This window comes from Streptomyces sp. NPDC051320 (assembly GCF_040682175.1).
Lineage (GTDB): Bacteria > Actinomycetota > Actinomycetes > Streptomycetales > Streptomycetaceae > Streptomyces.
Genome location: NZ_JBFBAL010000005.1, coordinates 203,609 through 222,434, shown reverse-complemented (window position 1 = coordinate 222,434; position 18,826 = coordinate 203,609). Strand labels below are relative to the sequence as shown.

Annotated in this window: 18 protein-coding genes and 1 pseudogene; 5 read left to right on the top strand and 14 right to left on the bottom strand. The window is 68.6% G+C overall.

Features of this window, described 5'->3' with window-relative positions:
- Positions 1-11: 11 nt before the first annotated feature.
- The 6 genes from AB0M87_RS13760 to AB0M87_RS13735 all read right to left on the bottom strand — a co-directional run bounded on the left by AB0M87_RS13760 (position 12) and on the right by AB0M87_RS13735 (position 8,448).
- On the bottom strand, positions 12-1,022 hold the full coding sequence (locus tag AB0M87_RS13760; protein WP_365852274.1) for a LacI family DNA-binding transcriptional regulator: 1,011 nt from the start codon (positions 1,020-1,022) through the stop codon (positions 12-14).
- A gap of 75 nt (positions 1,023-1,097) precedes the next feature.
- Complete coding sequence (locus AB0M87_RS13755; RefSeq protein WP_365852272.1) at positions 1,098-2,105, bottom strand: ABC transporter substrate-binding protein; 1,008 nt, start codon at positions 2,103-2,105, stop codon at positions 1,098-1,100.
- A gap of 3 nt (positions 2,106-2,108) precedes the next feature.
- The gene (locus tag AB0M87_RS13750; RefSeq protein ID WP_365852270.1) at positions 2,109-4,106 is read right to left on the bottom strand and encodes an ABC transporter permease subunit; all 1,998 of its coding nucleotides are present in this window, start codon (positions 4,104-4,106) and stop codon (positions 2,109-2,111) included.
- An 82-nt stretch (positions 4,107-4,188) separates the two neighbouring features.
- The gene (locus AB0M87_RS13745) at positions 4,189-5,319 is read right to left on the bottom strand and encodes a glycine betaine/L-proline ABC transporter ATP-binding protein (protein WP_365852679.1); all 1,131 of its coding nucleotides are present in this window, start codon (positions 5,317-5,319) and stop codon (positions 4,189-4,191) included.
- Positions 5,319-6,878: a GMC oxidoreductase gene (locus tag AB0M87_RS13740; protein ID WP_365852268.1), complete on the bottom strand. Its 1,560-nt coding sequence runs from the start codon at positions 6,876-6,878 to the stop codon at positions 5,319-5,321. Before AB0M87_RS13740 ends, AB0M87_RS13745 begins: the two co-directional genes overlap by 1 nt.
- Positions 6,879-6,939: 61 nt before the next feature.
- Positions 6,940-8,448, bottom strand: a complete 1,509-nt coding sequence (locus AB0M87_RS13735; protein ID WP_365852266.1) for an aldehyde dehydrogenase family protein — start codon at positions 8,446-8,448, stop codon at positions 6,940-6,942.
- A 376-nt stretch (positions 8,449-8,824) separates the two neighbouring features.
- Here AB0M87_RS13735 and AB0M87_RS13730 point away from each other — a divergent pair, with 376 nt between their 5' ends.
- Entirely contained in the window at positions 8,825-9,241 is a 417-nt protein-coding gene (locus tag AB0M87_RS13730) for a MarR family transcriptional regulator (protein ID WP_365852264.1), read from the top strand.
- Between the two features lie 30 nt (positions 9,242-9,271).
- On the opposite strand, the gene AB0M87_RS13725 is transcribed toward AB0M87_RS13730, so the two are convergent.
- Positions 9,272-9,901, bottom strand: coding sequence for an alpha/beta hydrolase (locus AB0M87_RS13725; protein WP_365852677.1), 630 nt, complete (start codon positions 9,899-9,901; stop codon positions 9,272-9,274).
- 219 nt (positions 9,902-10,120) lie between these two features.
- On the opposite strand from AB0M87_RS13725, the gene AB0M87_RS13720 reads away from it, so the two are divergent.
- The 3 genes from AB0M87_RS13720 (at position 10,121) to AB0M87_RS13710 (ending at position 12,217) form a co-directional block, all read left to right on the top strand.
- On the top strand, positions 10,121-10,906 hold the full coding sequence (locus AB0M87_RS13720; protein ID WP_365852261.1) for an SAM-dependent methyltransferase: 786 nt from the start codon (positions 10,121-10,123) through the stop codon (positions 10,904-10,906).
- Between the two features lie 137 nt (positions 10,907-11,043).
- Positions 11,044-11,289 (top strand): DUF6213 family protein, encoded by a 246-nt coding sequence (locus AB0M87_RS13715; protein WP_365852259.1) that lies wholly within the window; start codon positions 11,044-11,046, stop codon positions 11,287-11,289.
- 94 nt (positions 11,290-11,383) lie between these two features.
- The gene (locus AB0M87_RS13710) at positions 11,384-12,217 is read left to right on the top strand and encodes a hypothetical protein (protein WP_365852257.1); all 834 of its coding nucleotides are present in this window, start codon (positions 11,384-11,386) and stop codon (positions 12,215-12,217) included.
- Between the two features lie 60 nt (positions 12,218-12,277).
- Here AB0M87_RS13710 and AB0M87_RS13705 read toward each other — a convergent pair whose 3' ends face one another.
- From AB0M87_RS13705 to AB0M87_RS13695, 3 genes are all read right to left on the bottom strand, one after another.
- Positions 12,278-12,742 carry a subtilase-type protease inhibitor gene (locus AB0M87_RS13705; protein ID WP_365852255.1) on the bottom strand — a complete coding sequence of 155 codons (465 nt, stop codon included), beginning with the start codon at positions 12,740-12,742 and terminating at the stop codon, positions 12,278-12,280.
- A gap of 279 nt (positions 12,743-13,021) precedes the next feature.
- Complete coding sequence (locus AB0M87_RS13700) at positions 13,022-13,726, bottom strand: ribonuclease H (RefSeq protein ID WP_365852253.1); 705 nt, start codon at positions 13,724-13,726, stop codon at positions 13,022-13,024.
- A 34-nt stretch (positions 13,727-13,760) separates the two neighbouring features.
- Positions 13,761-14,231 (bottom strand): DUF5954 family protein, encoded by a 471-nt coding sequence (locus AB0M87_RS13695; protein WP_365852251.1) that lies wholly within the window; start codon positions 14,229-14,231, stop codon positions 13,761-13,763.
- A 146-nt stretch (positions 14,232-14,377) separates the two neighbouring features.
- Here AB0M87_RS13695 and AB0M87_RS13690 point away from each other — a divergent pair.
- Positions 14,378-14,983 (top strand): annotated as a pseudogene (locus tag AB0M87_RS13690) (FCD domain-containing protein).
- A 9-nt stretch (positions 14,984-14,992) separates the two neighbouring features.
- Here the strand turns inward: AB0M87_RS13690 and AB0M87_RS13685 are convergent.
- The 4 genes from AB0M87_RS13685 to AB0M87_RS13670 are packed head-to-tail and all read right to left on the bottom strand — an operon-like array spanning position 14,993 to position 18,779.
- Positions 14,993-15,871 carry an LLM class F420-dependent oxidoreductase gene (locus AB0M87_RS13685; protein WP_365852249.1) on the bottom strand — a complete coding sequence of 293 codons (879 nt, stop codon included), beginning with the start codon at positions 15,869-15,871 and terminating at the stop codon, positions 14,993-14,995.
- A gap of 59 nt (positions 15,872-15,930) precedes the next feature.
- On the bottom strand, positions 15,931-16,557 hold the full coding sequence (locus AB0M87_RS13680) for an FMN reductase (RefSeq protein WP_365852247.1): 627 nt from the start codon (positions 16,555-16,557) through the stop codon (positions 15,931-15,933).
- Complete coding sequence (locus AB0M87_RS13675; protein ID WP_365852245.1) at positions 16,554-17,699, bottom strand: LLM class flavin-dependent oxidoreductase; 1,146 nt, start codon at positions 17,697-17,699, stop codon at positions 16,554-16,556. Before AB0M87_RS13675 ends, AB0M87_RS13680 begins: the two co-directional genes overlap by 4 nt.
- An 18-nt stretch (positions 17,700-17,717) precedes the next feature.
- Positions 17,718-18,779 (bottom strand): aminoglycoside phosphotransferase family protein, encoded by a 1,062-nt coding sequence (locus tag AB0M87_RS13670; RefSeq protein ID WP_365852243.1) that lies wholly within the window; start codon positions 18,777-18,779, stop codon positions 17,718-17,720.
- Positions 18,780-18,826: the final 47 nt, after the last annotated feature.

Here is an 18,826-nt window from a genome sequence, read left to right as displayed (position 1 = left end):
CGGCTGCGAGGTCAGCGGCGAGTGCCGCTCGACTCCCGGACCACGAGTTCGGGCTGGAGGACCACCCGCTGGTGCCGGTGGTCCCGGGCGTCCGGGCCGACCTCCTCGAGCAACAGGTCCGCGGCCATTCTGCCCATCGCCACCGCGGGCTGGCGTACGGAAGTCAGCGGCACGGCAGCCGCGGCGGCGAACTCGATGTCGTCATACCCGACGATCGCCAGATCCTGCGGCACCGCGAGCCCGGCCGCGTACACCACCTGCAGAACACCCAACGCCAGCAGGTCGTTGGCACAGAAGACCGCGGTGGGGCGTGGGGCGAGCCCGAGCAGCCGGGAACCCGCGTCGCGGCCGGCCGCCACGTCGAGGCGGTCGGCGGGAATCTCCAGCAGCGCCCCGGCGGGCAGGCCCGCCTCGGCCAGTGCCAGCAGCATGCCGTCGCGCCGGTCCTTGACCTGCTGGAGGTGGGGTGGCCCGCTGATGTACGCGATGGTGCGGTGCCCGGCGCCGATCAGGTGCCGGGCCGCCAGCGCGCCGCCCACCGTGTCGTCGACGGACACCGAGCATTCACCGGGCTCGTCTCCCACCCGGTCGACGAGGACGAACGGAATGTTCTGCCGGCGCAGCGAGTCCAGATTGGCCCCGGTGGTGTCCACCGGTGACAACAGGACGCCGCGCACCCGCTGTTCCATGAAGAGCGAGAGGTACGTCGCCTCCTCGGCGGGGCTCTGGCCACTGTTGCAGACCATCACACCGAGCCCGGCGCTGCGGGCCGACGACTCGGCGCCGCGGACCACGTCGACGAAGAACGGGTTCCCCATGTCCAGTACCAGCAGCGCCATGATCCGGCTGTGCCCGGCCCGTAGCTGGCGGGCGGATTCGCTGCGCACATAGCCCAGCCGCCTGATGACCGACTGCACGCGCTCCCTGGTCACCTCGGAGACCGTCTCGGGGCGGTTGATCACATTGGAGACGGTGCCCACTGAGACGCCGGCCTCCCGTGCCACGTCCTTGATTCCGGCCATGGGGTCCTGCGCTCTCTCCCGGGTCCAGCGATTGTCCCCATTGAAACAGTTCATTCGCCGGATCCGGGCCGCCGGTCACTTCTTTGCGGGGAGCCACTTCTGCCAGACGTCCGGGTTCTTCTCCACCCAGCGCTTGGCCGCCTCATCGGCGGACAGCCCCTGGGAAGCGATCATCTCGGACACCTTGTTCTGGTCGTCCTTCGTCCACTTGAAGTTCTTCAGGAACGTGGCGGCGTCCCCGCCTGTCTTGACGAACTCGGTGTTGAAGTACTTCTGCAGCGGCGTGGACGGGTAGGCGCAGTCCACCGTCGTCGGATCCTTGAGACCCTTCTTCGCACACGCGTCGGTGTACTCGGGCAGTTCGACCTCCTTCATCGGCACCTCGTTGAACAGCCACTGCGGCTCGTACCAGTAGGTGAGGAAGGGCTTCTTCTCCTTGGCGAACTGCTGGATCTGGGTGATCTGGGCCGCCTCCGAACCGGCGAAGACGACGTCGAAGTTCAGCTTGAGGTTCTTCACCAGCGCCTTGTCGTTGGTGACATAGGACGGCGAGCCGTCCATGAGCTGGCCCTTGTCGCCGCTCTCCGCCGTGCGCAGTTGCGCGGCGTACTTGTTGAGGTTCTTCCAGTTGGTGACGTCGGGGTGCTTGTCGGCCCAGTACTTCGGCACGAACCAGCCGATATGGCCGGTCACACCCAGGTCACCGCCCGCGGTGATCGTCTTCTTGTCCTTGACGTACCGCTGCTCCTGGTCCGGGTGGCCCCAGTCCTCCAGGATGGCATCGACCCGGCCCTGGCTGAGTGCGTCCCAGGCGGGGATCTCGTCCACCTGGACGGTGTCGACCCGGTAGCCCATCTTGTGCTCGAGCAGATACGTGGCGACGGCCACGTTGGACTGTGCGCCGACCCAGCTCTGCACGGAGAGCGTCACGGACTTGGCGCCCTTGGCGGCGGCGAAGGGGGAGGACTGCTTGGTCATGTCCGCGGCGCCGCAGCCGCTGAGGGAGACCAGCAGGGAGCCTGCCGCCAGGGACGTGACGACGGCCGTGACCCGGCGGTTGCGGGTGGTCCTGATACGGGACATGGGTCAGGCTCCCTTCCGTGCGTGGCGCTGTGTCGGTTGGGTGACCCGGTCGAGCATCAGCCCCAGGCACACGATGGCCACTCCTGCGACGAGGCCGATCGCCAGGTCGCCGGTGGCGAGGCCGGTGACGACGTCGTATCCGAGCGCGCCACCGCCGACCAGGCCGCCGATGATCACGACCGCGAGCACCAGGACCACACCCTGGTTGACCGCCAGCAGCAGCGACGGGCGGGCCAGCGGCAGCTGGACCTGGCGCAGCAGTTGCCAGCGGGTGGCGCCCAGCGAACGGGCCGACTCGACCGCGGCCGGCTCGACCTGCCGCAGGCCCTGGGTGGTGATGCGGATGACGGCGGGCAGCGCGTACACGACGGCTGCGGCGGCCGCCGGGGCACGGCCCACGGCGAACAGCGCGACCACCGGGATGAGGTACACGAACTGCGGCATGGTCTGCATGACGTCCAGGACCGGCCGCAGCACGGCTTCGGCCCGGCGGCTTCCGGCGGCCAGGATGCCCACGGCGAATCCGATGACGAGGGTGACGACCAGGGCGGCCAGCACCTGGGAGAGCGTGTCCATGGAGGCTTTCCAGGTACCGAGGAGGCCGATGACGCCCATCGCGAGTACCGCGGTCAGGGCTGTCTGCCAGGTGCCGATCAGCCAGGCGAGTGCGGCGACGATCAGCAGCGCTCCCCACCAGGGCAGCCCGGTCAGGCCGTCCCTGAGCGGATCCAGGATCCATGAGGTGAAGTGCGCTGCCCAGTCGGCGGTGCCGCCGACGACCGGTACTCCGGAGTAGAGATGGTCGACCATCCACTCCTTGAAGTCGTTGACCGGTGTGGTGATGTCCACGTTCAGACCGCTCGGCCAGAGGGTGGAAGCGGCCAGCCGCACGGCCACGGCGACGACCGCGGTCAGGACGACCACCATGGCCCATCCGCGCAGGCCCCGAAGAGCCGGTGGCCCGGTGGGTTCGGTGCCCAGCCGAGCGCCCGCGGCCGCGGTGGTGCGGTCCATGACGATCGCGAGCAGCACGATCGGAATCGCGGCGGCCAGTGCGGCGCCGACGTCGACGGAAGCCAGTGCCTGGTAGACCCGGTCACCGAGACCGGCCGCACCGATCAGCGAGGCGATGACGACCATGGACAGGGCCATCATGATCGTCTGATTGAGACCGAGGAGCAGTTCCTTGCGGGCCAGTGGCAGCCGCGCGCTGACCAGCCGCTGCCGGGCGGTGGAGCCGAGCGAAGCGACGGCCTCCAGGACGCCGGCGTCGGCGCCGCGCAGTCCGAGGGCGGTGAGCCGCGCCATCGGCGGTGCCGCGTACACGACGGTGGCCAGCAGGGCGGCCGGTACGCCGATGCCGAAGACCAGGACGACCGGCAGCAGATACGCGAAGGCAGGCAGGACCTGCATGGTGTCGAGTACGGGCCGCAGAATGCGGAAGAGCCGGTCCGACAGTCCGCCCGCGAGACCGAGGACGGCGCCGACGAGGACCGAGACGACGACCGCAACCACCATCAGCGCAAGTGTCTGCATGGTCGGCACCCACATGTCCAGCACGCCGCAGACGAGCAGGGAGACCAGTGCGGTGATCCCGATACGCAGTCCGGCGACGCGCCAGGCCACCAGGGTCACGGCGGCGGTCACGCCGGCCCAGCCCAGCGCGAGCAGCAGCAGGTACACGCCGCGGACAGCGATGATCACGGCGTTGCTGAGGTAGCCGAGGAAGTAGATGAAGACCGGGTGGGTGTCCCGGTTGTCGATGATCCAGTCGCTGACGTGCCCCAGCGGTTTCGAGACGTCCACGGTGAGCGCGTGGGGCCACAAGCCGCTGCCCCAGTTGGCGTTCGCGATCGGTACCAGGATCGCGGCGATGACGGCGAGTACCAGGAGCTTGCGCACACCACTGTGGTGCAGCGCGGCGTGCAGCCGGGAGGGGTTGTCGGGTGTGGGAGGCGGGTTGGCCCCGGTCCCGATGCGGGTGGCGGTGGCGGTGGTCATATGTGCCCCCGTTTCACCGTGGAGAGCGGCACATCCATGGCCACCGTCCGTGGTGTCTCGCCGGGGGCAGGGTTGGGGTACCTCACGCGGCCGCCTCCGTCTCGTCGAGACGCGCCACGACACCGAGCAGGCAGGCGTGGTCGACGATGCCCAGGCAGCGCCCGCCGTCAACGACCCGGACTGCGCCGCCGGAGCGTACGACGACCTCGATGGCGTCGGAGATCAGCGTGCCCGGACCGACACTCTCGCCTTCTGCCGCCTCGTCGCCCCGGGCCGGCCGCATCGCCCTGCGGACGGTGAGGACCTGCTCGCGCGGAACATCCCGGACGAAGTCCCTGACGTAGTCGTCCGCCGGGGAGCCGACGATCTCCTCGGGGGTGCCGAGCTGAACGATCCTGCCGTCGCGCATCAGCGCGATCCGGTCGCCGAGGGTCAGCGCTTCGGACAGGTCGTGGGTGATGAAGACCATGGTGCGGCCCTCTTCGTTGTGCAACCGGACGACCTCCTCCTGCATATCGCGGCGGATGAGCGGGTCCAGGGCACTGAACGGTTCGTCGAAGAGCAGGACTTCAGGGTCCACGGCGAGTGCGCGGGCGAGGCCGACGCGCTGCTGCTGGCCGCCGGAGAGCTGGTGCGGCCGCCGGTTCTCCAGGCCCGTCAGACCGACCTTCTCGATGAAGTCGGCGGCCGTTGTGCGGCGTTCCGCCTTGCCGACGCCCTGGATCTCCAGTCCGTAGCCGACGTTGTCCAGGACCGAGCGGTGCGGCAGCAGCCCGAAGTGCTGGAAGACCATCGAGGCACGGTGACGGCGTAGCTCACGCAGCTTGGACTTGTCCATCGCCCGCACGTCCTCGCCGTCCATCTCCAGCTCGCCGCTGGTCGGCTCGATCAGCCGGGTCAGGCAGCGAACCAAGGTGGACTTGCCGGAGCCGGACAGACCCATGACGACGAAGACCTCGCCCTCATGGACGTCGAAGGACACGTCGCGAACGGCTGCCGTGCAGCCGGTGCGCTCGCGGATCTCCTCACCCGTCAGACCATCGAGGGAGCTGTCGCCGGGAATGCGCTCGGCCTTGGGGCCGAAGACCTTCCACAGGTTGCGGACCGAGAAGACCCGCGGGCGGTCCCCGCCGTTCTGTGCGGTGTGTTCACTCCCGACTGCGGTGCTGTCGTGCTTGACGTTGTCGGCTGACTCTGCGGCGGTCGTCGCCATCATGCATCGCCTCCCGGCTCGGTGGTCGCGGCCAACAGTTCGGCGCACTTCTCTCCCACCATCAGGACTCCGATCATGGGGTTCACTGCGGGCATCGTCGGAAAGACGGACGCGTCGGCGATGCGTATGCCGGAAAGGCCACGGATCCTCAGCTCGGGATCGACCACGGCCGACGGGTCGTCGACCGCACCGATCCGACACGTTCCGGCAGGGTGATAGACGGTGTGTGCGACCTTGCGGGCGTACTCACTGATGTCCTCGTCGGATGTGACGTCGGGGCCGGGGCAGACCTCACGCTTCAGCCACTGTGCCAGCGGCTCGGTCCTGGCGATCTCGCGGGCCAGCCGGATGCCGTCGACCAGGGTCTTGCCGTCGTAGTCGTCCTCGTCCGTGAAGTACCGGAAATCCAGAGCGGGTTTGACTTCGGGATCGGCGCTGGTGAGGCTCAGCCGGCCACGGCTGCGCGGCTTGGGGATGTTGGGTGTCATCGACACACCGTGCTCGGGCTTTTCATAGCCGAGGCGTTCGGGGTTGTCGGTGAAGGGTATCTGGTAGAAGTGGAACATGAGATCCGGACCGCGGGAATCGGGGTCGCGGCGGACGAAGAGTCCGGCGTCGGAATCCATCGCGGAGTTCTCGGGAATGGGGCCGTCGGTCTCCCAGACGATGACCGACTCGGGGTGGTCGAGGAGGTTCTCGCCGACTCCCGGCAGATCGTGCACGACGGGAATGCCCAGAGCTTCCAGGTCCTGCTTCGGACCGACGCCTGAGAGCATCAGCAGCCGCGGCGTGTCCACCGCGCCCGCACAGACGATCAGTTCACGGTCCGCCCGCAGGAGGATCTCCTCACCGTCCTTGGTGCGGGCCCGCACACCGGTGGCCCGGGCGCCCTCGAGTTCGACTTTGTACGCCCAGGTCTCCAGCAGGATCCGGAGGTTGGGCCGGTCGCCGGCCTCGATGTGCGGGTGAAGGTAGGCAACCGAAGCGGAGGAGCGCTTGTTGTTCTCCGGGTGGTAGGCGAGGTCGAAGAAGCCGACGCCTTCGTGGAACGGCTTCTTGTTGAAGCCCTCCACACGGGGCACGTCCGCGGCGCTCCGCGCGGCCTCGACGAAGTCACGGGCAATGGCGTTCCGGTCCTTCTCGTCGACCGCGACGATGTTGTTGCGGAGCTTGGCGAAGTACGGGTCCATGGACTTCGCGTCCCAGCCGGCCGCACCGTTTTCGGCCCACTCGTCCCAGTCGCCCGGCAGCGGCTTGAAGGAGATCAGCGTGTTGTGCGAGGAACAGCCGCCGAGCACCCTGGCCCGGCTGTGCAGGATGTGCGAATTGCCGCGATGCTGCTCGGTGGTGGGGTAGGCGTAGTCGAGATCGCCGCCCAGCAGGCCGAGCCAACGGCGAAGGGTGAGGACGTCATCGCGGTCGATGTCGGTCGGACCGCCCTCGACGACCACCACGCTGACGTCGGGGTCCTCGGTGAGGCGGGAAGCTATCACCGAGCCCGCGGTTCCGCCGCCGACGACGATGTAGTCGGCGCTGATCGTGGATATGTCCGGTGGCATGACAGGTGCTCCTTCTGCAAAGTGCTGACGCGTATACGTGCTGCCGCGAACAGACGGGCGCTCAGCCCGCGAACCAGCGCACCGGCTCAGGCTTCAGGTTTTCGTAGATGTGCTTCGACTCGCGGTACTCGTCGAGACCGCTGGGGCCCAGCTCCCGGCCGATGCCGGACTTGCCGAAACCGCCCCACTCCGCCTGCGGAAGGTAGGGGTGGAAATCGTTGATCCAGATGGTGCCGTGGCGCAGCCGCGCGGCGACGCGGCGGGCCCGCGCCGTGTCGCCGGACCATACGGCGCCGGCCAGTCCGTACTCGGTGTCGTTGGCCAGGGCCACCGCCTCCTCCTCGTCATGGAAGGCTTCCACGGTCAGGATCGGCCCGAAGATCTCCTCACGGATGACCGACATGTCGCGGTGGCAGGAGTCCAGGACGGTGGGTGCGTAGAAATAGCCGGTGGCGGGGCGCTGCTCCGAAGGCTCGGGACGGCTTCCACCGCAGCGCAGTTTCGCCCCTTCTGCCAGGGCGGACGCCACGTAGCCCGCCACCTTGTCGAGCTGCTGCTGGGACACGAGCGGACCGCATTCGACGCCCTCGGCGGTGCCACGGCCGAGTTTGATCCGCTCGGCGCGGCGGGCGAGCTCGGTGACGAAGCGATCCCGGACGGATTCCTCGATGATGAGCCGGGAGCCGGCCGAGCAGACCTGCCCGCTGTGGATGAAGGCGGCGTTCAGCGCCTGGTCGACGGCGGTGTCGAAGGCCACGTCGGTGGCGCAGGCGTCGGCGAAGACGACATTGGGGTTCTTGCCGCCCAGCTCGAGAGCGATCTTCTTCGCGCCGGCCACCGCCGACTGAGCAGCCGTGGTGCCGCTGGCCAGTCCCCCGGTGAAGGAGAACAGGTCGACCTGCGGGTGTTCGGCGAGCCGGGCCCCGACAGGAACGCCGGCTCCGGTGACGATGTTGGCGACCCCGGCGGGCAGGCCCGCCTCCACCAGCAGCATTATGAGATGGACGGTGGACAGCGGGGTGACCTCGCTGGGCTTGATGACCAGGGTGTTGCCTGCCGCGAGGGCCGGTGCAATCTTCCAGCTGGCCTGCAGCAGGGGATAGTTCCAGGGGGTGATCATCGCGCAGACGCCGACCGGCTCATGCACGACCACGCTGTGCACGTCGGGTGATCCGGCGTCCACGACCCGACCGCCGCTCTCGTTGACCACCAGATCGGCGAAGTAGTTGAAGGCGTTGGTGACGTCGTCGACGTCCACCCGGCCTTCCTCCAGCGTCTTGCCGGTGTCGCGGCTCTCGATGAGCGCGATCTCTTCCCGGTCGCGCTGCAACAGGCCGGCGACCCGGCGCAGCAGTGCGGCCCGCTCCGACGCCGGGGTGCGCGGCCACTGGCCTTGGCCACCGGCGAAGGCCCGGTGCGCGGCCAGCACGGCCGCGTCGACGTCCTCGACGCCGCCCTCGGCGACCATCTGCAGGGTCTGCGCGTCGGCGGGGTCGAGCACCGCCCGCGTGGCGCCGGACGTGGCGGCTCGCCATACCCCGTCAACGTGAATGGTCTCGCTTGCCGGCACCTGGGTACGCCTTTCCTCACTGGGCTTTTCGCCACTGGTTCACACCAGCGGTCTGGTCACCTCCCCCGGCGCCCGTGACTTATGCCTGTGAATCAACAGAAAGTTACGCGTGTCACTTTGCGTGCACGGTCCGCAGCAGCGCGGACCCCGACCTACCCGTAGGTACGGCGCTGTCATGAGTACGTCGGCACGCCTCGTCGAAAGCACCCGGGACCTGTTGGGGGAACGCGGGTAGGCACCAGCCCCAAGGCCATCCAGCGGGCCGTCGAGCGGGTGCCGGGCCTGCTCGCCGTGGACTCCCTCCCTGCTCGGAGCTGGAATCCGGCAGGGAAGTGAGCGATATACGTAAGCTTAGAAAGGCTGTTACGGTCGGGCCATGAGCACTGACCTGCAGACTCTGGGTCGAGCCGTGAAGCAGGCCCAGTACCGCCACCATCGGGCGCTCGACATCCGGCTCTCTGCCGTCGGGACCACGCTCGCCCAATGGGACGCGCTTCGTGCCATCGATCGCTCGCCGGGGGCTTCGGCCCACGCCCTGGCGTTGGCCACGTTCCAGAGCGACCAGGCTTTCGGGACGCTGGCCAACCGGCTCTTCGCACAGGGGCTGGTCGAACGCCGGCCGGGCCGGGGACGACGCATCGAGCACTACCTCACAGAGCGCGGCGCGGAGCTGCTCGCGGCGGGACACGCGGTCGCCGACGAGGTCCTCGCGGCGTCGTTCGCCTCGCTGTCGGATGCGGAGCGCACCGTGCTGCTGGGCCTGCTCCTGCGGATCGGCGACGAGCAGGGTTGAGCGGGAACAGCAGCGACGGATGCGCCGCCGTCAGCCTTTCGCGTAGGTGTCGATCAGCGTGAACACCGCGTCCGGCTGCTCCAGGTGCGGCAGGTGGCCGGCTTCGGCAATCTGCTCGAAGCGCGCGTCGCCCAAGGCTTCCGCGTACGCCCGTCCATAGGCCGGGGTGACGATCCGGTCGCTCGCGCCCCACAGCACCAGGGCCGGCAGGGTGACTCCCGGCAGACGGTGCAGCAGCGTGGGGTCGTGCATATAGGGACGGCCCGCCACGGCGTTCAGCGTCGCCATAATGGCGCGCTGCCGCTCGTCCTGCCCGGCCGCCATCTCCGCCGGGGTCACCAGGAAACGCTCAGGGTCGTGGAAGGAGTACCGGGCCACTTCCCGCGCGTCGAGGGCGAAGACATCCCGGATCGATTCGCCGTCGACATGGACTCCGACGGCATCGATCAGGACCAGTCCGGTCATGATTCCGTCAGCGTCGCGGAGCGCCATCTCGGCGCCGATCCAGCCGCCGACGGACGAACCGACGACGAGGACGTCGTTCAGCCCGCGGAGCTGGAGATAACGCAGATAAGCCTGTGCGATGCCATCGATGCTGCGGGCCTCTTCGGGCCGCGCGGTGCCGTTCCATCCGGGATGGGTGGGGACCAGGGTGTGCACTCTGGCCAAGGATGTTTATATATGAAACCTTATTCAGCGTCCATTGATTGCCGAGGCCGGAAGCGGACGGCGGGCGCGCACTGACACCGCGACACCGCGCAACACCGCCCGCTTCCAGGTGAGTTGCTGTGGCAGACTGCGCAGGCAGGGCGTCGTGGGCCGACTCAGCGGCCCCTGCCCGCTTCGGCCTGGACCACCCCGAACGCAACGGAGTTCATCATGACGGCAGGTTCGCCCCAGCCTCGGATAGACACCAGCAGACCCCACCCGGCGCGGGTCTATGACTGGCTTCTGGGTGGCAAGGACAACTACCCCGTGGACCAACAGGTGGGTGAGAGGCTGCCGCCCGAGGCAAAGGACGCCGCACGGCAGAACCGGCAGTTCATGCGTCGCGCGGCGGCGTGGCTGGCCGGTACGGGCATGGACCAGTTCCTCGACGTCGGCACCGGCATCCCCACCCAGCCGAATCTGCACCAGATCGTGCAGGGCACCGTGCCGGCCGCCCGGATCGTCTATACGGACAACGACCCCATCGTCCTCCGTCACGCGGAGGCCCTGCTGGTCAGCCGCGCCGAGGGCGCCACCGACTACGTCCAGGCCGATGTCCGAGAACCAGGCACCATCCTCGACCATGCACGGAAGTTCCTGGATTTCGATCGTCCCATCGCCCTCTCGCTCATCGCACTCATGCACTTCATCCCCGACGACCAGGACCCGTACGGCATTGTCCGCAGCCTGGTGGACGCACTGCCGTCCGGGAGCTACCTGGTGCTGTCCCATGCTTCATCCGATCTCTATCCCGAGCTCGCCGAGATGGTCACGGCCGAGTACGCGAAGGGCGGCATCCAGCTGGGTTTCCGCTCCCGCGCCGGGGTCGGGCGATTCTTCGACGGACTGGATCTCGTCGATCCGGGGCTGGTGACGGCGCCCGAGTGGTACCGGGACACCCCCGTGGTGGAGGCCGAGGGGAGCGGCATCTACGCCGGCGTGGCCCGCGTTCGTTAGGGGGCGTCCGGCCAACCGTGCGGCGGCACCGCCCTCGCGGCGCCGGAAAAGATCTGCCGCCTGTCTCGCCCCATGTCCCCGGTCGGAGGGCACGGTGTCATTAGAGTCCTCGCGAAGACACCTGGAGGCGGAGAGCTTTGAACCGTGACGTGATGCTTGCCCTGGTCCCCGACGAACACGGCGTGCTGCATGTGGCGGCGGCCGATGTGAGCAACATGCTCCGGACCCTCGGCGCCGGCTGGCTCCGAGCGGTGCGGGAGGAGTCGTCGAACGCCGATGAGGAGACGGTGGCCGCACTGACGATCGAACTGGCCAAGCTCGCCGACCAGATCGACGTCGAATGCATCGCCCACACCACCAAGAAGGACGAGGAGGGGCCCTGAGCCCGGGCAGGCCGAAGAATTAACCTGCGCGGGGTGGAGGCCCGCCCGCGTTCGGTCTACGCTCTGTCCTCCGACATCATGTGACGGGGGATCAGTGACCTTCAAGCCGCTCCGCGTTGCCGTTGCGCTGGCCGGCGCCTTCGCGCTCACCGCCGCGGTCGCGCCTACCGCCTCCGCGTCCACGGGCAGTTGGACCGAATCCGCCACTTCCTACACCGGCTCGCTGACCGGCGGCGAGGGCCTGGCGAGCCGGGCGGACGGCTCCCTGCTCTTCCGCGGTCTCGCCTCGATCCCGGTCGCGCTGCGGGTGAAGGGCTGGAACCACATCGGTGACCCCGATATCGCACAGGGCGACACCTTCGACGCCTATCAGGGAGGCGACGGCGCGACCTCGAAGATGTACGCCGTCACCACCTCGGACGGTCGGCGTTACGAGTATGTACACCAGCTCGACCCGGGCGAGAAGCTCAATAATTCCTTCGCTACCGTCTCCCCCGACACCCAGTGGCTGGTCTCGGGCGAGTGGGGCGACCAGGACCGTCTGCAGGTCTTCCCGACCCCGCTGCTCAACCCGGCCACTCCCCGTACCGGTGGCGCACTGGCGCAAGCAGGCCAGATCACGCTGGACCGCACGGTCACCGACATCCAAGCCTGTGACTTCGTCTCCGGCACCCGGCTGGTGTGCGTATCCGACGACGCCGGCAAGGATCTGCTGCAGGTCGATCTCCCGCACGCCCTGGACGGCACGGCGGTCACCGGCACCGTGACCACCCTGCTCCAACTGCCCACGCGCAGCATCTGCTCGGGGACTTTCGAGGCGGAGGGGGTCGATTACGCTGCCGACTCCGGCACCCTGCGCGCAGAGGTCGTCCAGCCGGGGGTGTGCGCCGTGTCGACCACCGTTTACTCGTACTCCCCCGGCGCATGACCCCGGCGAGAGAGCGGGCATGCCCGGCGCCGGGCATGCCCGCCGACCGAGGCGGCCGGATCAGAAGTTGAACACCACGCTGTCGGACAGCGCCGCGTTCAGCCGACAGCTGTTGCCGTACGTGGATTGCCAGGCGATCCGCCGCCCCTGCCAGACCCCGTCAGCGGTCACCGTGACGGGGTCCCACACCTGCGTACAGTCCCCGCCGTCGCCGGCGGTCGTGAGCAGTCCGATGTCACCCTGGACGGCTCCGAGTTCGTCGCAGGCGGCCCGGGCGGCCGGGTGGGTGCCCTGGGGCTGAGGTGCACAGCTCAGGGTGACGGCCCGCACGACGCCGCCGACGGCTTGGCCGGTGTCCCCGTACCCGATGGTCAGCACCAGCGCGGAGGGGGCGTAGAGGCTGGTCGGCTGCGCGTGTGCGGTACCTGTGGCGCCTGTCGCGAACGCTGCTGCGGCAAGGGCTGCTGCGCCGAGCACCTTCAAGCCGACCATCTTCGAGCCGGTCATCTTCGGACGGTGAGGCATGACTCTCCTGTTCGTCGGGATCCCGTTCTCGGGATCGATCGCGGACAGGAGTCTTGCCTGCGCGGAGAGTCATTGCACATGGCCGATCGGTTTTCGGACGGCGACGTCCGGGGGACCCGGCCGAATGGTCGTTCGGGCAGCTCACGATGGCCACTCCATGACACGCGAGCCGTCCAGCATGTGGACAAATGGTCAGTGGTTTCCCGGTAAACTGCCCGCCGACCTGCTGAAACGCCCGATTGCTTACTTCTTCAACTGGGGCCTTTCGGCCAGAACCAGCTACCCCGTGGCGGCATCTGCCGCGCGGCACGCCGGGTGACCCCAGCCGTCCGCGTTCTTCGCGATCTTCTCGCCCGCCGCGTAGGCCCGCCCACAACGGCAGCGACCGGGGAACTTGGCGCTGAGCGTCCGCACCGAGGGCTCTCGCTTCGACGATCCGCCGGCGGCACGCCGCGCCGTGCCGCCGGAAGACCCGGTCCCGGAGGCGCGCGGCGGCTGCGGTGAGCCGTGCTCACTGCCCGCGACCTGCTGGGCGACCGCCGCCGCGCTCGCCGCACGGTCCGCGAAGTCATTGAGCGGGTCACCGTTCACCTGGTGCGCCGGCACATAACGGAACTCCACGGCACGACCGGTGAGCAGCGCGTCGATCCTGACGACGAGTTCCTGGTTCGCGACGGGCTTGCCCGCACTCGTCTTCCAGCCCTTGCGTTTCCAGCCGGGCAGCCAGGTCGTGACTGCCTTCATCGCGTACTGCGAGTCCATCCGGATCTCCATCGGGACGTCCGCCGGGACAGCCGCCAGCAACCGCTCCAAGGCGGTGAGTTCGGCGACATTGTTGGTCGCAGTACCCAGCGGCCCCGCTTCCCAGCGCACCGGCGCGCCCGTTTCGTCAGCGATGACCCAGGCCCAGCCCGCCGGCCCCGGATTTCCTTTGGACGCGCCGTCACAGGCGGCGATTACGCGTTCAGACATGTTGGGCATCATGCCAGCTCCGCGCATCTCCGGGCGCGGGCGCCTCTCAGTGCTCGGACTCCCGGTCGTCGAATTCCTCCGGGAAGGGACGGTCGGTGGCCTGCGGCGGTTCGGGGCCGTACTCGGTCATGATGACGCTCTGCTCGACACGGACGATGCGGTAGACGTTCTCGCCCAGGACGACCTGGTCCGCCCCGTTCTCGACCGCGTCAGCCGCCTGGGCGTAGCGACCGGGGCCCACGTGCGGGTGTGCGGTGTTCCGGCGCAGTACCGCCGCGAGGTCGAGGCGGGCCTCGTCCTCGCTCGGCTGAGCCGGGAACATCTGCCGCCAGCCGGTGCCTTCGAGAACCATTGCCGCGTACGCGGTATAGGGGCCCATACGGGTACGTTCGAAGGATCTCGACTCGATGGGGTATCTGCGGCGCAGCTTCTCCTCGCGCGCCCCCACCGCGAGAACGTGCCGCGCTTCCTCTTCGAAGGCACTCTGACTGCCTGCCGTCTCGTCGTGATCGCTCATAAGGTCATCATCGTGCCCCCGGCCGCTTCGCCGAAAGGTTCGCGGACGGTGTCAGCCGCGAACCGAAGGTGGCTTGTCGGACATCTGATGTCTGACAGCTGGTAAACGGCGCGAGCAATCGGGCCGAGGAGGAGAGGGCACAAGGGGTGCACAGCGGGCAGAGTCCGGACGTACGTCTGCTGCGGCAGGAGGTCAGCGAGGGCATCAAGCGCTACGTTCTCGACAACAAGCTCGGCCCGGGCGACGCGCTGCCGACGGAGAACGAGTTGAGCGCCGCTCTCGGAGCGAGGTGGTCCAGTGTGCGCGAGGCGGTCAAAACCCTGGACGCGCTGGACATCGTGGAAGCCCGGCACGGGCACGGTACGGTACCTACGTCGGTGGGCTGAGCATCTCCGCGCTGGTGGAAGGGCTCACCTTCCGTGGGTTGCTGAGCCGGGACGACGCAGTCGGGGAGCGGTGACGGAACGGGCTTCGTCGAAGCCGACCGCGCCTTCCACGCGCTGCTGGTCGCTCCCCTGGGCAATGAGCTCATCGGGCAGTTGTCGCTGGCGTTCTGGGACGTCTGCACCGTCGTCGTGCCGCACCTGGGTGTGATCACCAGCGAGGCCGGGACCGTGACCGACCACCGCAGGATCATCCATGCCGCCCGCGCACGCGACGTCGACGCCTTCGCCCGCGCCATCACTGAGCACTATGCTCCGATCCGCCAACGCGTCGACAGGGCCCGGGCGGCGACTTCCGCGGGCGGCTGACCTTCGACGTCACCCCAGGGAGAAGGCCGATGCCAGCGTGCGCCATTGCGCACGCGGCAGATCGTGGTGCCGGTCGCCCGTAAGGACCTGGAGCGCCACGTGGTCCGCACCCGCCGCCCGGTAGGCGTCCACGCGGGTGCGCACCGTTTCCAGGCCTCCCAGAGCGAAGAGCGCGTCCAGCAGCCGGATGCTCCCGCCACCGAGGAGGTCGTCGTCGGTGAAGCCGAGCCTGAGCAGGTTGTTCGTGTAGTTCGGGAGTTGCAGGTAGGTGGCGAGGGTTTCCCTGGCGACGGTGCGAGCCCGGTCGATGTCGTCGTCGAGGACGACCTTGAGCTCGGGAGCGAGCAGGGCGTCCGGGCCCAGCGCCGACCGGGCCTGCGCGGTGTGCTCTGCGGTCACCAGATAGGGATGCGCGCCGAGGGAACGGCCTGCTGCAAGCTTCAGCATCTTCGGGCCGAGCGCGGCGAGTACCCGGCGCTCTGCCGGAAGCGGATCGGGCGCGGTGTCCAGTGCGTCGAGGTAGCCGACCATCGCCGAGTACGGACGGGCGTACTGCGGAGTCATCGCGTCATGGCTGACGCCCAGACCGAGCACGAACCGGCCCGGCGTGTTCTTCTCCAGCTCCGCTACCTGCCGCGCCACCTCCCCCGCCGGATGCTGCCAGATGCTGAGGATGCCGGTGGCGACGGTGATGCGCCGGGACGCTTCGAGGATCGGCGCCACCTGGTCGACGGAGGGGCTGCCACCGATCCAGATCGTGCCGTAGCCGAGCTCGTCCAGCTCGGCCACGGCTTCCGAAACATCGCTGTGGTGGTCGGTGCCGGCGGGACGCAGTGCAGCGCTCCAAATCCCGATGTGACCAAAACGGGCCTGCTTCTCGGATGTCATGCAGCAGCGAACCAGCGCCCTGCCGATGCTTATTCCGAAGCTCACCCGTTCGGGTGCGGTCAGTCCACGCGCAGGTCGGCGAGTTGCTGGGCGAACGGCGCCATGTCCTCGTACGCGTCCTGGGCGGTGACCGCCGCCGGCCGGCCGGCCATCAGGGCGGCGAGCTCCTGCCCCGCGCGGGCGATCCGGCCCGGCAGATGCTCGGTGTGCGGGTCCCCGTCCGAGCCCCAGTCCTCCGAGGCCGCGTAGACGGCCGTCGGAACGACCACGGCCCGCAGATAGGCGAACAACGGACGCAGCGCGTGCTCCAGTACGAGCGAGTGCCGTGCGGTACCGCCGGTCGCCGCCACGAGGACCGGCTTCCCGGCAAGTGCGGTGGGGTCGATCAGGTCGAAGAACGACTTGAACAGGCCGCTGTACGAGGCGGTGAAAACCGGTGTGACCGCGATCAGTCCGTCCGCCCCCATCACCGTGTCGAGCGCCTCGCGCAGGGCGGGGCCGGGGAAGCCGGTCACCAGGTGGTTGGCGATCCCGGCCGCCAGATCGCGCACCTCGACGACGTGTACGTCGACCTCGGCCGCCCGAAACTGCTCCGTGGTGGCCGCCGCCAGCCGGTCGGCCAGCAGCCTGGTCGACGACGGCCGGCTCAGCCCGGCCGAGACGACCACGAGTTTGCGCGTCGTCATGCCGTCACCTCCTCCTCATGCTGGGTGCCGTCCTGCTTGGTGCCGTCCTGCTTCTCGGTACTCCGCTCCCGGTCCCGCGCCGCCACGAGCGCCGCGTGGGTGGGGCCGTCCGGCACCTCGGAGGGGCGGCCTTTGGCGAACTCCTCGCGCAGCACCGGAACGACCTCCGCACCGAGCATGTCGAGCTGCTCCAGGACCGTCTTCAGCGGCAGGCCCGCGTGGTCCATCAGGAACAGCTGCCGCTGGTAGTCGCCGAAGCTTTCCCGGAAGGTCAGTGTCTTCTCGATGACCTCCTGCGGGCTGCCGACGGTCAGGGGTGTCTCCTCGGTGAATTCCTCCAGCGAGGGTCCGTGGCCGTACACCGGCGCGTTGTCGAAGTACGGCCTGAACTCCCGCACCGCGTCCTGCGAGTTCTTCCGCATGAACACCTGGCCCCCGAGCCCGACGGTTGCCTGCCGCGGCGTTCCGTGTCCGTAGAACTCGAAGCGCTCGCGATAGAACGTGATGAGCCGCTTGAAGTGGTCCTTCGGCCAGAAGATGTTGTTCGCGAAGAAACCGTCGCCGTAGTAGGCGGCCTGCTCGGCGATCTCCGGGCTACGGATCGACCCGTGCCAGACGAACGGCGGCACGCCGTCGAGCGGACGCGGCGTCGCGGTGAAGCTCTGGAGCGGCGTACGGAACTTGCCTTCCCAGTTCACCACGTCCTTGCGCCAGAGCTCACGCAGCAGGGCGTAGTTCTCCACCGCGAGTGGGATGCCCTGGCGGATGTCCTGTCCGAACCACGGGTAGACCGGTCCGGTGTTGCCGCGTCCCATCATCAGGTCCACCCGCCCGTCGGCCAGATGCTGCAGCATCGCGTAATCCTCCGCGATCTTCACCGGGTCATTGGTGGTGATGAGCGTGGTGGAGGTGGAGAGGATGAGGTGCTCGGTACGCGCCGCGATGTGGCCGAGCATGGTGGTCGGGGAGGACGGCACGAAGGGCGGATTGTGGTGCTCACCGGTCGCGAACACGTCAAGGCCGACCTCTTCCGCCTTGAGGGCGATCGCCACCATGGCCTTGATCCGGTCGTGCTCGGACGGTGCCTTCCCCGTGGTCGGGTCAGTCGTGACGTCACCGACGGTGAAGATCCCGAACTGCATCCCTCTCACCTCTCACTATTAGTTGAATATTGAACCGTCTACTGCAACGGAACCCCCTCCCCCTCTATTCCGGATGCTGCCGCGGCGGTCGGGACCGGCCGGCTCCAGTTCCCTCAGGGCCCTGACGAGCTGAGGTCCGGCATGGCTCCAGGTCCATTCCCGGTGCTCGGGACCGTACTGACGCGGAACCACCTCGACCAGCATGATCAGGTAGAGGTAACCGCGGTAGAGGGCCAGCCGCCGACGCAGGGAGGCGTCGAAGCGGACGGGTCCGCCGGTCGCCGCGTAGCCCGTCAGGAAGTCCTCGTCCTCCTCGATGTTCCCGAAGAGCGCCGCCGAGACGAAGTCCGCGACCGGGTCTCCCCAGAACATGCGCTCGCCGTCGATGACACCGCTGAGGGTCCGCGCCTCCGGGGCCCCAGCGATCAGCAGGTTTCCCTGCCAGAGATCGAAGTGGACCAGGGCAGGCCGGGTCACGTCGTCCAGCACGTCGCTCGCGGCGGAGAAGATTCCGCGGATCTCGGCCACCGGACATGGCAGCCGGGCCGCATAACGCTCGGCATCGGCGAGCAGCGCGTCCGTCATGGCGGTGAAGGCCTGCCGCCAGGTACGGACCAGGGGGCCCAGCGAACCGGCCGGATAGCCGTAACCGGGCCCGGTTACGGCGTGGAGCCGGCCGATGAGCCGACCGAGATCCTCCCTGAGGCGCGCGGACTCCTCCGTCGACATGCTGCCTTCGGCCTCGTTCCAGGGCACTCCCTCGCGGGTGGTCATGATCAGATGGGGGCCCGGCGTCGCTGCCGGATCCAGTTCGCTCCGCACGACCTCGGGGAGGACGGGCTCCCCCAGTGCGGCCACCGAGTCGTAGAAGGTGACCTCGCCCTTCAGCAGGTTCCGCTCATAGCTCAGCCCCGCGGCGGGAATCTTCACCACCCAGTCCCGCCCGTCGTCGAGGGTGACACGGACCACCGTGTTGTAGGTCCCCCCGGTCAGTGGCAGACGGCGAACGATGCGTCCCTCTCCCACCCCGGCGGCTCCGAGCGCTGCCCTCACCGGGTCCACGCCGTTCTCTGGGCTCATTCAGTCTCCCCCTCCGGTCCATCGCGGCACTGTCGGTTTCCGCTCTC

Coding starts and splice junctions, on each gene's coding strand:
- AB0M87_RS13700 (WP_365852253.1), bottom strand. CDS start 13,726: ATGATGCCCAACATGTCTGAACGCGTAATCGCCGCCTGTGACGGCGCG.
- AB0M87_RS13750 (WP_365852270.1), bottom strand. CDS start 4,106: ATGACCACCGCCACCGCCACCCGCATCGGGACCGGGGCCAACCCGCCT.
- AB0M87_RS13740 (WP_365852268.1), bottom strand. CDS start 6,878: ATGCCACCGGACATATCCACGATCAGCGCCGACTACATCGTCGTCGGC.
- AB0M87_RS13695 (WP_365852251.1), bottom strand. CDS start 14,231: ATGAGCGATCACGACGAGACGGCAGGCAGTCAGAGTGCCTTCGAAGAG.
- AB0M87_RS13720 (WP_365852261.1), top strand. CDS start 10,121: ATGACGGCAGGTTCGCCCCAGCCTCGGATAGACACCAGCAGACCCCAC.
- AB0M87_RS13680 (WP_365852247.1), bottom strand. CDS start 16,557: ATGACGACGCGCAAACTCGTGGTCGTCTCGGCCGGGCTGAGCCGGCCG.
- AB0M87_RS13685 (WP_365852249.1), bottom strand. CDS start 15,871: ATGACATCCGAGAAGCAGGCCCGTTTTGGTCACATCGGGATTTGGAGC.
- AB0M87_RS13760 (WP_365852274.1), bottom strand. CDS start 1,022: ATGGCCGGAATCAAGGACGTGGCACGGGAGGCCGGCGTCTCAGTGGGC.
- AB0M87_RS13755 (WP_365852272.1), bottom strand. CDS start 2,105: ATGTCCCGTATCAGGACCACCCGCAACCGCCGGGTCACGGCCGTCGTC.
- AB0M87_RS13705 (WP_365852255.1), bottom strand. CDS start 12,742: ATGCCTCACCGTCCGAAGATGACCGGCTCGAAGATGGTCGGCTTGAAG.
- AB0M87_RS13675 (WP_365852245.1), bottom strand. CDS start 17,699: ATGCAGTTCGGGATCTTCACCGTCGGTGACGTCACGACTGACCCGACC.
- AB0M87_RS13745 (WP_365852679.1), bottom strand. CDS start 5,319: ATGGCGACGACCGCCGCAGAGTCAGCCGACAACGTCAAGCACGACAGC.
- AB0M87_RS13730 (WP_365852264.1), top strand. CDS start 8,825: ATGAGCACTGACCTGCAGACTCTGGGTCGAGCCGTGAAGCAGGCCCAG.
- AB0M87_RS13670 (WP_365852243.1), bottom strand. CDS start 18,779: ATGAGCCCAGAGAACGGCGTGGACCCGGTGAGGGCAGCGCTCGGAGCC.